This is a genomic window from Pseudomonas sp. WJP1, from assembly GCF_028471945.1.
GTDB lineage: Bacteria > Pseudomonadota > Gammaproteobacteria > Pseudomonadales > Pseudomonadaceae > Aquipseudomonas.
On record NZ_CP110128.1, the window covers coordinates 980,216 to 993,194 of the forward strand.

Below are 12,979 nucleotides of genomic sequence, written 5' to 3' on the forward strand. Positions count from 1 at the left end.
TTTTATGAGCGAAGCAATCAAGAAGCCTGTGAGCCCTGAAGGCATTATCCAGATGCAGGGCGTGAACAAGTGGTACGGCCAGTTCCACGTACTCAAGGACATCAACCTCAACGTCAAGCAGGGCGAGCGTATCGTGCTGTGCGGCCCGTCGGGTTCCGGCAAGTCCACCACCATCCGCTGCCTCAACCGCCTGGAAGAACACCAGCAGGGCCGCATCGTGGTCGATGGCGTGGAACTGACCAACGACCTCAAGCAGATCGAAGCGATCCGCCGTGAAGTCGGCATGGTGTTCCAGCATTTCAACCTGTTCCCGCACCTGACCATCCTGCAGAACTGCACCCTGGCGCCGATGTGGGTGCGCAAGATGCCCAAGCGCAAGGCCGAGGAAATCGCCATGCACTACCTGGAACGCGTACGCATTCCGGAGCAGGCGCACAAGTACCCGGGGCAACTGTCCGGCGGTCAGCAACAGCGTGTGGCGATTGCCCGTGCGCTGTGCATGAAACCGAAAATCATGCTGTTCGACGAACCGACGTCGGCACTCGACCCCGAGATGGTGAAAGAGGTGCTGGACACCATGATCGGCCTGGCTGAAGACGGCATGACCATGCTCTGCGTGACCCACGAAATGGGCTTTGCCCGTACCGTGGCCAACCGCGTGATCTTCATGGACAAGGGTGAAATCGTCGAACAGGCCGCGCCGAACGACTTCTTCGACAACCCGCAGAATGAACGCACCAAGCTGTTCCTGAGCCAGATCCTGCATTGATCTAGCCCAGGCAATAAAAAACCTGGAATGCTGTTCACTTAAGCATGGGGTTGTATTTAAGAACTGGATTGGGGGGATATCCATTGCTGCGGTAACGGCCACCTATGGTTTCGCCCTTACGGCGAGTCCCTTTTTCAAACGCCAAAAAGGAACCAAAAGGCTTTGCCCCACCACTCGGTGCCTCGCCTAGGCTCGGCATGCCCTCACTCCGGCATTGCTCCGTGGGTCGCCGCGATGGGCCATCCATGGCCCAGCGCGGCTAAACCGGCGTCCTGCCGGTTTCCCCACTGCGCAATGCCTGCGTTCGGCCATCGTGGTTAACGGGGCACCCAGATCAAAAGCCAAAGCGAGGCGGCCTTAAAGCCGACCTGACTTTTGCAGATACCCCAATCCCCTGTAGGAGCCAGGCTTGCCGGCGAAGAACGATAACGCGGTACATCAGACACACCGCTGCGCCTGGTTCGCCGGCAAGTCGGATCGCCGCACCGCTGGCTCCTACAAGGGAAATGCGTACGGCTCCCGATCAGGTCGGCTGTCAGGCCGCCTCGTGTTTGATCTTGATCTGGCTTTTGATTTTCTTGCCCCCTCGAGAGGCCGAGTGGAGGTTCTGCGCAGTGGGTAAACCGGCATGGATGCCGGTTTAGCCGCGCTGGGCCATGGATGGCCCATCGCGGCGGGCCCACGGAGCAGGACCGGAGCGAGGGCATGCCGAGCATTAGCGAGGCACCGAACGCCAGGGGCAAGAGCCCTTGGTTACTTAGGGCCGGGCGGCGTTCCGTTTTTCCAAGTGACTCGCCGTAAGGGCGAAACCCTAGGTGGCCGTTACCGCAGGAATGGATATACACCCAATCCAAATATGCTCCTGCAGCCCCCCAACCTAAAATGAACGGCTTTACGGACCTTGTTCGGTTTTTTTATGGCCTGTCGTTCAGGTACGACTCAGGTCGCCACTCGCGCCCCGGCGAGACTGCCGCTCAATTCATACGCGGCCAATTCCGCCTGATGCGCCGCCAACAACTCCGGCAACGAACCACGCAGGTACTCCACCCAGGTCTTGATCTTCGCATCCAGGTACTGCCGCGACGGATAGATCGCGTACAGGTTCAGCTCCTGGGAGCGGTATTTGGGCATCACCCGCACCAGCGTGCCGTTACGCAAGCCGTCGATCGCGGCATACAGCGGCAGTACGCCGACGCCCATGCCGCTGGTGATCGCGGTTTTCATCGCGTCAGCCGAGTTCACCAGGAACGGCGAGCTGTTGATGGTGACCATTTCCTGGCCCTCGGGACCGTCGAAGGCCCACTTTTCCAGGGGGATGACCGGGCTCACCAGGCGCAGGCAGGCGTGGTTCAGCAGGTCGCTGGGTTTTTGCGCGCAGCCGTTGGCTTTCACGTAGGCCGGCGACGCACAAACGATGCTGTAGGTAATCCCCAGGCGCTGGGACACAAAACCGGAGTCCGGCAGTTCGCTGGCGAGCACGATGGACACGTCGTAGCCCTCGTCCAGCAGGTCCGGTACGCGGTTGGCCATGGTCAGGTCGAAGGTCACGTCCGGGTGGGTCTTGCGATAGCGGGCGATGGCGTCGATCACGAAGTGCTGGCCGATGCCGGTCATGGTGTGCACCTTGAGCTGCCCGGCCGGGCGCGCGTGGGCGTCGCTGGCCTCGGCTTCGGCTTCTTCGACGTACGTCAAAATCTGCTCGCAGCGCAGCAAATAGCGCTTGCCGGCTTCGGTCAGGGCGATGCGTCGTGTCGTTCGGTTGAGCAGACGGGTTTGCAGGTGGGCTTCCAGGTTGGAGACCGCGCGCGAGACGTTGGCCGTGGTGGTGTCCAGTTGCACGGCGGCGGCGGTGAAGCTGCCGGCCTCGGCCACGTAACTGAAGGCGCGCATGTTTTGCAATGTGTCCATGGGGTGCTCTCGGGTTCGATGGCAAATTGTGACACGAAGTTTCAGGGGCTGAATCCCCTACAAAGGGATTATCGCGTTAACGGTAACAAAGATTCACAGGAATCCCAGCTTATCGCCTGCAAAACCCACCCCTAGAATTACGCCGTTCCCACGTACGTTCCCCACCTCAGGAATCTTCAGCAGTGCCGCGTCGCATCAGCAGAGCGCTTCAACCCCTCAGTATTCTGGCTTTAACCCTGGCAATCAGCGGCTGCATCGGAACCGGAGGTATTTCCCCCCAGGGCAAGGCGCTGGAGGTTGATTCACTGGCCACCGACGAAGCCATCCAGAGCGCGGCACAGGATGCGCATTGGCCCACCGCCCAATGGTGGCAGGCTTATGGCGATCCGCAACTCAATCGCTGGATCGACCTCGCCGTGCAAGGCAGCCCGAGCATGGCCATGGCCGCCGCGCGGGTGCGTCAGGCCCGGTCCATGGCCGGTGTGGCCGAGTCGGCCGAATCGTTGCAAATCAACGGCGAGTCGACCCTCAAGCGCCACAACTGGCCCACCGATCAGTTCTATGGCCCCGGCGATCTGGCCAACAGTACCACCTGGGACAACAACGCCGCGCTGGGCTTCAGTTACGCCCTCGACCTCTGGGGCCGTGAAAGCAATGCCACCGAGCGTGCCGTGGACATGGCCCACATGACGGTCGCCGAAGCGCGTCAGGCGCAGCTCGAATTGCAGAACAACATCGTGCGCGTCTACATCGAGCTCTCGCTGCATTACGCGCAGCGGGACATCGTTGAGGCGACATTGAAGCAGCAACAGCAAATCCTCGATCTGGCGCAAAAACGCCTGGATGGCGGCATCGGCACCCATTTCGAAGTCAGCCAGGCCCAGACGCCGCTGCCGGAAACCCATCGCCAGATCGATGCACTGGACGAGGAAATCGCCCTGAGCCGCAACCAACTGGCCGCACTCGCAGGCAAGGGACCGGGGGAGGGTGCGCAATTGCAACGGCCGACCCTGTCGCTGGGCGCTGCGCTGAAACTGCCGTCGTCGTTGCCGGCGCAGTTGCTCGGGCAACGTCCGGACGTGGTCGCCAGCCGCTGGCAAGTGGCGGCGCAGGCCCGGGGGATCGATGTGGCGCATGCCGGCTTCTATCCCAACGTCGATCTGGTCGGCAGCCTGGGCTACATGGCCACGGGGGGCGGGGCGCTGGAGTTCCTGACCGGCAGGAAACTCAACTACAACGTGGGGCCGGCGATTTCCCTGCCGATTTTCGACGGCGGCCGTTTGCGCGCGGAGCTGGGTGAGGCTTCGGCGGGGTATGACATTGCCGTGGCCAGGTACAACCAGACCCTGGTCAATGCCCTGAAGAACATCTCCGATCAATTGATTCGTCGCGAGTCCATGGACAAGCAGCAAACCTTCGCCGCCGAGTCGGTGGCCACGGCGCAGAAAACCTACGACATCGCGATGATCGCTTACCAGCGCGGGCTCACCGATTACCTCAACGTGCTCAATGCGCAGACGCTGTTGTTCAAGCAGCAGCAGGTGCAGCAACAGGTGCAGGCGGCGCGATTGAGTGCGCATGCGGAACTGGTGACGGCGCTCGGCGGTGGGCTTGGTGCGGGCAACGATGTGCCGAAAGACAGCCAGACCGCCGCTCCGAAGACCCCGGTCCTTTTGCGGTGAACACAACCCCTGTAGGAGTGAGCCTGCTCGCGATGAGGGCGTGTCAGTCGACATCGATGTTGAATGTCCGACCGCAATCGCCAGCAGGCTGGCTCCCACAGGTCCCGAGTCAGGACTTAATTTCTTTGAGCAGGATCTGATGACCCCCTTGCCCGCACCCTTGCGCTGGCTGTACTCCCTCGAATGGCGCCGGGGTTTTTTCGACTGGGCACGCAGCGATGGCGTGACCTGGGTCTACATTTTCAAAGTATTGATCGCAGCATTCCTGACCCTGTGGCTGGCCATGCGCCTGGAATTGCCGCAGCCGCGCACGGCGATGATCACCGTGTTCATCGTCATGCAGCCGCAAAGCGGCCAGGTGTTCGCCAAGAGTTTCTATCGCTTCCTCGGCACCTTGGCCGGTTCGGCGGTGATGGTGGCGTTGATCGCCCTGTTTGCGCAGAACACCGAACTGTTCCTCGGCGCGCTGGCGATCTGGGTCGGCATCTGCTCGGCGGGCGCGGCGCGCAGTCGCAACTTCCGCGCCTATGGTTTCGTGCTGGCCGGCTACACCGCGGCGATGGTCGGATTGCCGGCGCTGGCGCACCCCGAGGGCGCGTTCATGATGGCGGTCTGGCGGGTGCTGGAAATCTCCCTGGGGATTCTCTGCTCGACACTGGTCAGCGCCGCGATCCTGCCGCAAAGCGCCAGTGCCTCCATGCGCAATGCCTTGTATCAACGCTTCGGTGTGTTTGCCCTGTTCGTCACCGACGGCTTGCGCGGTCGCAGCAAGCGCGACGCATTCGAGGCCAGCAACGTGCGCTTCATCGCCGAGGCAGTCGGGTTGGAAGGACTGCGCAGCGTGACGGTGTTCGAAGACCCGCACATGCGTCGGCGCAACGGTCGTCTCAGTCGCCTGAACAGCGAGTTCATGGGCATCACCACGCGTTTCAACGCCTTGCACCAGTTGCTCGAACGCTTGCGCAGCAGCGGCTGCGACCATGCGGAGGCGGCGATCAAACCGGGTTTGCAGGAACTCGCAGAGCTGCTCGACGGCTTCAGCGGCCGCGCCCTGACCAGCACTGATGCTGCACGGCTGGTCACAGCGCTGACGGCGTACAAGGAAGGTTTGCCGTCACGGGTGCGCAGCCTGCGGGCGATCTATCAGCAGAGCAACCCGACTGAAGCCGAACAACTGGATTTCCACACCGCCTACGAACTGCTCTATCGCTTCGTCGATGACTTGCACAGTTATGCACAGACCCACGCGTCCCTGGCGGATCACAGTCATGAGCGAGAGAATTGGGACGAACCCTTCACACCGCAAACCAACTGGCTGGCGTCGGCGGCTTCGGGGATTCGTGCCTCGTTCATTCTCCTGGTGCTGGGCAGCTATTGGGTGGCCACGGCGTGGCCGAGCGGGGCAACCATGACCTTGGTCGCCGCTGCCACCGTGGGGCTGTCCGCCGCCACGCCGAACCCCAAGCGCATGGCGTTCCAGATGGCTTGCGGCACCTTGCTCGGAGCGGTGATCGGCTTCGCCGAGATGTTTTTCATTTACCCGTGGATCGATGGTTTCCCCTTGCTGTGCGTGATGCTCGCACCGGTGTTCGTGCTGGGCGCGTTCCTGGCATCGCGGCCGCAATACGCGGGCGTCGGGGTGGGCTTGCTGATCTTTTTCAGCATCGGTTCGGTGCCGGACAACCTCACGGTCTACAACCCCTACACCTTCATCAACGACTACATCGCCATGGTGATCGGCATGCTGGTGTGCGCGGCAGCCGGGGCAATCATCCTGCCGCCCAACAGCCGCTGGTTGTGGCGACGCCTGGAACAGGATCTGCGTGGCCAGGTGGTGTACGCCATCAGCGGCAAGCTCAAGGGCCTGGCGTCGAGTTTCGAAAGCCGCACCCGCGACCTGGTGCATCAGGCCTACGGCTTCGCGGCGGGGCAGCCGCAGGTCCAGCGCGACCTGCTGCGCTGGATGTTCGTGGTGCTGGAAGTCGGGCACGCGATCATCGAATTGCGCAAGGAACAGGCGATCCTGCCGGTGCACCCGGCCTATGCCGAGTCGCAGCCGTGGCGCCAGTCGATCCGCGTGATGGGCCGTTCGCTGGTGCGGCTGTTCCTGCAACCGGGCCAGAGCAATCTGGAGCGCGCCCTGATCGCCGTCGACCACGCCATCAGCCGCGTGCAAGCCACCGATGAACCCTTCGCCCCGCACTTCGATACGTCGGCGTTGCGTCGGGTTAAGAGCTACCTGCACTTCATTCGCACTTCGTTGCTGGATCCGCAATCGCCCCTGTCCAGTTACGCCCAGGCCCCAAGGACTTGAACATGCCCCGTGAAATCGCCTTCCACGGCGTCTACATGCCGACCATGACCCTGATGTTTTTGATTGCCGCGGTGTTGGCCTGGGGATTTGACCGATGCCTGTCCGGGTTCGACCTGTACCGCTTTTTTTGGCACCCGGCGCTGCTGCGCCTGAGCCTGTTTACCTGTCTGTTCGGCGCCCTGGCGCTGACTGTCTACCGTTGAGAACGTCCCGATGAAAAAGCTTTTCAGCCTGCTCGCGACCCTGTTGGTGCTCGCCCTCGCGATATGGATCGGCCGCTCCCTGTGGGAGCATTACATGAACACCCCGTGGACCCGCGATGGCCGGGTGCGCGCCGACATCATCAACGTGGCCGCCGACGTTACGGGCGAAGTGGTGGATGTGCCGGTACGCGATAACCAGTTGGTGAAGAAGGGCGATCTGTTGATGCGCATCGACCCCGAACACTACCGCCTCGCGGTCAAGCAGGCGCAGTCATTGGTGGCGTCGCGCAAGGCCACCTGGGAGATGCGCAAGGTCAACGCCCACCGCCGCGCCGACCTGGACAACCTGGTGATCTCCAGGGAAAACCGCGACGACGCCAGCAACATCGCCGACTCGGCCCTGGCCGACTACCAGCACGCCCAGGCCCAGCTGGAAGCCGCCGAGCTCAATCTCAAGCGCACCGAAGTCCGTGCGGCCGTCGACGGCTACGTGACCAACCTCAATGTGCATCGCGGCGACTACGCGCGCATCGGTGAAGCGAAGATGGCCGTGGTCGACATGAACTCGTTCTGGGTCTACGGCTTCTTCGAAGAAACCAAACTGCCCCACGTGCGCGTCGGCGACAAGGCCGACATGCAACTGATGAGCGGCGAAGTGCTCAAGGGCCATGTGGAAAGCATCTCGCGAGGCATCTACGACCGCGACAACCCGGAAAGCCGCGAACTGATCGCCGACGTGAACCCGACCTTCAACTGGGTGCGCCTGGCCCAGCGCGTGCCGGTGCGGATTCACATCGATGAAGTGCCGGAGGGTGTGCTGTTGGCGGCGGGGATTACTTGCACCGTCGTGGTCAACCCTGGTGATGGTGCATAACCCCTGTAGGAGCGAGCCGGCTCCGGGCGGCGTTCCGACGATGGAGGCCAGAACACCGCGGGGCGTCAGGCTGCCCGCGTTATCGTTCACGCCCATCGTCGGAACGCCGCCCGGAGCCGGCTCGCTCCTACAGTTGCCCGCGCAACCCGAACCGCTTCATCAACGCCGACTCCAGCAACCCCTTTGGCAACAACCCCGCCAGCAACGGCAATGCCCGGCTGCCATTGCCGAGGCGAATCAGCCGTGGCGGTTTGCTCTGCTGCACGGCCTTGAGTAACCCGGCGGCAAATTCACTGGCTGGCGTCGGGTTGTCCTGGGAGGCCTTGGCCCGTGCCCGAATGCCTTCGCGCAGCGGGAACCAGGGCGATTGCTCGCTGATCAGTTGCTCGGCTTCGTGACCGGCATTCTTGGCGAAACTGGACGCGATGGCGCCAGGCTGAACCTCCATGACCCGCACGCCAAACGGCGCCAACTCCATGCGCAAGGCATCGCTCAAGGCATGCACCGCCGCTTTCGACGCGCAGTAAGCGCCGGCGAACGGCGTGACCAGAACCCCCGAAACGCTGCCGATGTTCACCACCATGCCTTTGGCCCGACGCAACACCGGAAATAACGCCCGGGTCACGCCAACGATGGCGAACACGTTGGTCTCGAACTGGCGTTGCATCGCCTGCACGCCGCCATCGAGCAAAGGGCCCATGGCACCATAGCCGGCGTTGTTGACCAGCACATCGAGGCCGCCATATTGCCGGTTGATCCGTTCGCTCAGCTGTTCGAGTGCCTGGCCATCGTTGACATCCAGTTGCACGGCAGTAAAACCGGCGGCGGTCAGCGCCGCGACATCTTCAGCCTTGCGCGCGCTGGCCCAGACTTCGTAGCCGGCCGCCTTGAACGCATCGGCGAGGGCGCGGCCGATGCCGCTGGAACATCCGGTAATCAACGCAACGGGCATGGCGCGGTCCTTGTGCAAAACGGGAATAGGTCAGTCAGAGAAACTACCGTGCAAACGCTCGGCGCGAAACTCCAGAGTTTCCGGGCGATAGCCGGGGCGAAGTGGCGGCAACGGCAAGCAGTCTTCCCAGTTGCCACCGGCCTGCAATTCGCCAGGCCCGCGGTAGCGTGGGGCGGTGTACTGATTGTCGGCGAGATTGACCGTGTCGCCCGGCGCATAAGCGGCGACACGCCAGCGCAATTCGGTCAGCGGTACATCGTTGCCGTTGTTCATGGTCAGTTGCAGCGGACGGTCTGCCGGGCAGTGTTGCGGTGCGTAACTGATGCGCAACTCCAGGCGCTCCAGCTGCTTGAGCTCGCGGTGATCCATCCAGATGACCCAGGTCGCGACGATACCCAGGCCCACTGCAGCCGCCATGGACACTGGCAAGGCCTTGGCCGGATAGCGCAGCAACAGGATCAGCCAGGTGATGACCAGCAGGACGCCGATGAACATGACGCGCAAACCTCGGGAATGGAGAAGACCATCCTACCTAAGCGTAGGGGAGGTTGGCGATGGGCTTGATTTGGCGGTGAATGTGCCGGCCTCATCGCGGGCAAGCCCGCTCCCACAGTGGGCCGGGGTGAACACAGAATTTATGACCAACTCAGAACCCTGTGGGAGCGGGCTTGCCCGCGATGAGGCCGGCCGAGGCAGCACAAAAAACAAGCAAAAAAAGCCCCGGCCCAACCCACTGCGGATAGGGGACGCAGTGGACCGGACGGGGGCTTTTTGTTTCAGCGATCGCTTACTGCGCGATGGTCTTCACCGACACGCCACGCTCGATCGGCGCGGTGCGCCCGTAGATATCTTCAAAACGCTCGATATCGTCTTCGCCCAGGTAGCTGCCCGATTGCACTTCGATGATCTCGAGTGGAATCTTGCCTGGGTTACGCAAACGGTGAACCGATGCAATCGGAATGTAGGTCGACTGGTTTTCAGTCAGCAGGAACACATTCTCATCGCAGGTTACTTCCGCGGTGCCGCTGACGACGATCCAGTGCTCGGCACGGTGGTGGTGCATCTGCAGCGACAGGCACGCGCCCGGCTTGACCGAGATGTGCTTGACCTGGAAACGCCCGCCCATGTCCACCGAGTCGTAGGAGCCCCACGGACGGTAGACTTCGCAGTGGTTCTGGGTTTCGCTGCGGCCCTGTTCGTTGAGGGTGTTGACCATCTGCTTCACGCCTTGGACCTTGTCCTTGTGGGCGATCATCATGGCGTCCTTGGTTTCGACCACGACGATGTTTTCCAGGCCGATCACTGACACCAGCTTGCCGTTGCCGTGGATCATGCAGTTCTTGCTGTCCTGGATCACCACGTCGCCTTTGGTGACGTTGCCGTTGGCATCTTTTGCATTCACTTCCCACAACGACGACCAGCAGCCGACATCGCTCCAACCCGCCGTCAGCGGCACAACGCAAGCGCGCTGGGTTTTTTCCATCACCGAGTAGTCGATGGAATTGTCCGGGCAGCAGGCGAAGGTGGCTTCGTCGATGCTCACGGTGTCGGCGTCCTGGGCGCTGCGTTCCAGGGTCAGCAGGCAGGTGTCGTAGATGTCCGGGTCGTGCTTTTTCAGCTCTTCGAGGAAGCGGCTGGCGCGGAACAGGAACATGCCGCTGTTCCAGAAGTAACCGCCGGACTGCACATACTCGGTGGCGCGTTTGACGTCCGGTTTTTCCACGAAGTGCGATACGCGGCTGACGCCCTCGGGCAGCAGCGAATCGTTGGTCGACTTGATGTAGCCGTAACCGGTTTCCGGTTTGGTGGCCGGTACGCCGAACAGCACCATCTCACCGTTTTCGGCGGCGACGGTGGCCAGGGCCAAGGCGCGTTGCAGGGCTTTCTGGTCTTCCAGCACGTGGTCGGCCGGCAGCACCAGCATCAGTTCATCACGGCCTTCGTTGACCAGCATCATCGCGGTCAGGGCCACGGCCGGCGCGGTGTTGCGGCCGAACGGTTCCATCAGGATGCGCTGGGTTTCGAGTTTGCGCGCGGTCAACTGCTCGTTGACGATGAAACGGTGGTCCTTGTTGCAGACCACGATCGGCGTGTCCATGCCTTCGAACACCAGGCGTTCCAGGGTTTGCTGGAACAGGGTGTGTTCGCCGGTCAGGGCCAGGAACTGTTTTGGGAACTGCTTACGGGAAAGCGGCCAAAGACGTGAGCCACTACCACCTGACAAGATCACCGGAATCATGTTGTTACTCCTTGAAAATCGTTTGGTTAGAGCTACGAACGCTGTGTCGTTTCACTCTTGTTTTTGTTCCGTGTCCCGACTGACACCTCGGTCCTTGTGGGAGCTGGCTTGCCAGCGATGGCGGTCTCAAGGGCCTCATCGCGGGCAAGCCCGCTCCCACAGGAATCGGGTCAGCCGGAAAAATGTATTAGCGCGTCGACACCGGGCGTTTTACCCAGACCGGCGACAGGCTGCTGCCGCTGCCGGTGACGTACAGCACCGCAGCTTCACCGCGTTCCAGGGCGACTGGCTTCACGTCGCCGACTTTCGTTGCACCATCGTATAGCGCGAGGCTGACTTTCACCGGGTTGATTTCACGCTCGCCACGGCCCTTGGCGGCCACGTTCGGCACCACGTCGGTCTTGCCGTCGGCGGTTTTCAGGGTCAGCGCCTTGTCGCTGAGGTTCTGCACGCGTACCAGGGATTTCTGCTTGTTCTTGAACGGTGGCTCTTCAATCAGTTGCGGCGCGCCGCTGGCGTTGTTGACCAGCGTGTAATAGTGGTCGCCGGCCAGTTTCACCGGCAGGGTCTGGCTGCCGACCTTGGCGCTGTAGTCACCGCCCGGCATGAAGCTGAAGTCGCTGCTGGACAACGGCGCGACATCGCTCAGGTTGGTGCTGCCGACGGTGGCGCTGACTTCGGCGTTGCTGGCGTTATAGATGCGCACGAAGGACGAGCCTTTCGGCGCGGTCGGGCCATACAGCGCGGCGTCGCCAGCGGCGAACGCTTGCATCGAAAGCACGCTCATACCAGCAACCAGAGCAAAAGTCTTGGCGAGACGACGAGGAGTAGTCTTGAAAGTCATGGTAGTACCTCTCTCTTTCAGTTTTGCGCCCGGTCGGGCGTCTCGGATTTAGCGTTAATGGCTACGTTTTGTTGGCGGGCGCCGGCTTGTTTAAGCTCTGCGACCCACTGCGGGTCGGCGTCGCCGATTTCGTTGTTCACAGGCAGATAGCGTTCCGGAAACTCCCAGATCAGCACTTGTGGCGGGCTGTTCTTGAAAGCGTCGCTTTTGAGGTAGCTGAGCATCGGCAGGATCGGGCCGTGGCCGTCTTCGGCGTAACTGACCACGTCGCTGCGCAGGGCTTGTTTCAGCGCGCCGACGAAGTTCCAGTTCGGGTTGGCGCTGTAGCTGGTGCCGATCAGCGCAACCGGTACTTCGGTGTTGGCGAACAGTGCGTCGTCGCCGGCCGGCTGGCCTTCAGCGGCAACCGTGTTGCGCTTCTGCAGAGGCTCTTGTGCCGGCATCAGATTTTCGAACAGCGGGTCCAGTGGAAGGAACAGACGCAGGTCGCCCTTGTGGGTGATTTTTTCCGCAGGCTCGGTGACGAAGTCTTGCGGATCGCCGCTCAGCGGGTACTTGTCGGCAATGGTCTTGGCCAGGCGGTTGGCGGCGATCTCGGCGCCTTCCGGGGTCCAGTGGGTGTCGGTACGCAGGAACACTTGCTTGCCGTCGTTTTTGGCCGCTTGCAAGGGGCCCAGCAAATCAGGGGCTAGGATGCGGTCGGCGGCCAGGCGCTTGTGGAAGTCCTGGTAGAGGTTGGCGTGGATGCTGGCCGGTTTCGCCTCACCCAGGTGTTCCGGGTACAGGCGCACCTTGGCCGGAACCACCGCCATCACCAGTTTCACGCCTTTGTCTTTCAGGGTCTGGCGCACGCCTTCGACCAGGGCGTAGTTGCCCTGCAGGTTCAGCTCTTCGTTGACGACCGGATGGAATTCTTCATCGCTGTACAGCCACTGGTCGCGACCGAGGACAACGCCCGGACGACCCTCGTTGAACAACTTGAAGTCCAGCGCGGCCCAGAGGTTGGTACCCAGGCGCTTGATCGGGAACTCGTCGTCGTAGTGCGTCTCCACGGCTTTGGTCCAGCGGCCGTTGAGCACCGTCGCATCGGCGTTGGTGCTGAAGCCCAGGAAGCTGCGAACCGACCACAGGCCCAGGGCCAGCAGCGTCATCAGGAACAGGGCGATGTAGAAGATGCGTAATGAGCGGGTCATG

11 protein-coding genes are annotated in these 12,979 nt (G+C 62.0%); 5 read left to right on the top strand and 6 right to left on the bottom strand.

Annotated features, from left to right (window positions below):
* Positions 1-4 precede the first annotated feature (4 nt).
* Positions 5-769, top strand: coding sequence for an amino acid ABC transporter ATP-binding protein (locus tag OH720_RS04390; RefSeq protein ID WP_007905492.1), 765 nt, complete (start codon positions 5-7; stop codon positions 767-769).
* Positions 770-1,708: 939 nt separating this feature from the next.
* Here the strand turns inward: OH720_RS04390 and OH720_RS04395 are convergent.
* On the bottom strand, positions 1,709-2,677 hold the full coding sequence (locus OH720_RS04395; RefSeq protein ID WP_008054474.1) for a LysR family transcriptional regulator: 969 nt from the start codon (positions 2,675-2,677) through the stop codon (positions 1,709-1,711).
* Positions 2,678-2,859: 182 nt separating this feature from the next.
* Between OH720_RS04395 and OH720_RS04400 the strand changes: the two genes are divergently transcribed.
* The 4 genes from OH720_RS04400 (at position 2,860) to OH720_RS04415 (ending at position 7,750) form a co-directional block, all read left to right on the top strand.
* Positions 2,860-4,359 carry an efflux transporter outer membrane subunit gene (locus OH720_RS04400; protein ID WP_272604698.1) on the top strand — a complete coding sequence of 500 codons (1,500 nt, stop codon included), beginning with the start codon at positions 2,860-2,862 and terminating at the stop codon, positions 4,357-4,359.
* A 139-nt stretch (positions 4,360-4,498) separates the two neighbouring features.
* Positions 4,499-6,673, top strand: a complete 2,175-nt coding sequence (locus tag OH720_RS04405; protein WP_442967259.1) for an FUSC family protein — start codon at positions 4,499-4,501, stop codon at positions 6,671-6,673.
* 2 nt (positions 6,674-6,675) lie between these two features.
* Positions 6,676-6,876 carry a DUF1656 domain-containing protein gene (locus OH720_RS04410; protein ID WP_272604699.1) on the top strand — a complete coding sequence of 67 codons (201 nt, stop codon included), beginning with the start codon at positions 6,676-6,678 and terminating at the stop codon, positions 6,874-6,876.
* A gap of 10 nt (positions 6,877-6,886) precedes the next feature.
* Positions 6,887-7,750, top strand: a complete 864-nt coding sequence (locus OH720_RS04415; protein WP_272604700.1) for an efflux RND transporter periplasmic adaptor subunit — start codon at positions 6,887-6,889, stop codon at positions 7,748-7,750.
* A gap of 127 nt (positions 7,751-7,877) precedes the next feature.
* Here the strand turns inward: OH720_RS04415 and OH720_RS04420 are convergent, their stop codons facing one another.
* The 5 genes from OH720_RS04420 to OH720_RS04440 all read right to left on the bottom strand — a co-directional run bounded on the left by OH720_RS04420 (position 7,878) and on the right by OH720_RS04440 (position 12,978).
* Positions 7,878-8,702, bottom strand: a complete 825-nt coding sequence (locus tag OH720_RS04420; RefSeq protein ID WP_272604701.1) for an SDR family oxidoreductase — start codon at positions 8,700-8,702, stop codon at positions 7,878-7,880.
* A gap of 30 nt (positions 8,703-8,732) precedes the next feature.
* Positions 8,733-9,197 (bottom strand): hypothetical protein, encoded by a 465-nt coding sequence (locus OH720_RS04425; protein ID WP_008054482.1) that lies wholly within the window; start codon positions 9,195-9,197, stop codon positions 8,733-8,735.
* 292 nt (positions 9,198-9,489) lie between these two features.
* Entirely contained in the window at positions 9,490-10,941 is a 1,452-nt protein-coding gene (locus tag OH720_RS04430) for a mannose-1-phosphate guanylyltransferase/mannose-6-phosphate isomerase (protein WP_272604702.1), read from the bottom strand.
* Positions 10,942-11,128: 187 nt separating this feature from the next.
* Positions 11,129-11,785 carry an alginate O-acetyltransferase AlgF gene (locus OH720_RS04435; protein WP_110746934.1) on the bottom strand — a complete coding sequence of 219 codons (657 nt, stop codon included), beginning with the start codon at positions 11,783-11,785 and terminating at the stop codon, positions 11,129-11,131.
* A gap of 17 nt (positions 11,786-11,802) precedes the next feature.
* The gene (locus OH720_RS04440) at positions 11,803-12,978 is read right to left on the bottom strand and encodes an alginate O-acetyltransferase (RefSeq protein WP_272604703.1); all 1,176 of its coding nucleotides are present in this window, start codon (positions 12,976-12,978) and stop codon (positions 11,803-11,805) included.
* Position 12,979 lies beyond the last annotated feature (1 nt).

What these genes read in the sequence shown, in the direction of transcription:
- OH720_RS04420 (WP_272604701.1), bottom strand. Translation starts at nt 8,702, where the DNA reads ATGCCCGTTGCGTTGATTACCGGATGTTCCAGCGGCATCGGCCGCGCC.
- OH720_RS04435 (WP_110746934.1), bottom strand. Translation starts at nt 11,785, where the DNA reads ATGACTTTCAAGACTACTCCTCGTCGTCTCGCCAAGACTTTTGCTCTG.
- OH720_RS04425 (WP_008054482.1), bottom strand. Translation starts at nt 9,197, where the DNA reads ATGTTCATCGGCGTCCTGCTGGTCATCACCTGGCTGATCCTGTTGCTG.
- OH720_RS04410 (WP_272604699.1), top strand. Translation starts at nt 6,676, where the DNA reads ATGCCCCGTGAAATCGCCTTCCACGGCGTCTACATGCCGACCATGACC.
- OH720_RS04390 (WP_007905492.1), top strand. Translation starts at nt 5, where the DNA reads ATGAGCGAAGCAATCAAGAAGCCTGTGAGCCCTGAAGGCATTATCCAG.
- OH720_RS04395 (WP_008054474.1), bottom strand. Translation starts at nt 2,677, where the DNA reads ATGGACACATTGCAAAACATGCGCGCCTTCAGTTACGTGGCCGAGGCC.
- OH720_RS04440 (WP_272604703.1), bottom strand. Translation starts at nt 12,978, where the DNA reads ATGACCCGCTCATTACGCATCTTCTACATCGCCCTGTTCCTGATGACG.
- OH720_RS04405 (WP_442967259.1), top strand. Translation starts at nt 4,499, where the DNA reads ATGACCCCCTTGCCCGCACCCTTGCGCTGGCTGTACTCCCTCGAATGG.
- OH720_RS04430 (WP_272604702.1), bottom strand. Translation starts at nt 10,941, where the DNA reads ATGATTCCGGTGATCTTGTCAGGTGGTAGTGGCTCACGTCTTTGGCCG.
- OH720_RS04415 (WP_272604700.1), top strand. Translation starts at nt 6,887, where the DNA reads ATGAAAAAGCTTTTCAGCCTGCTCGCGACCCTGTTGGTGCTCGCCCTC.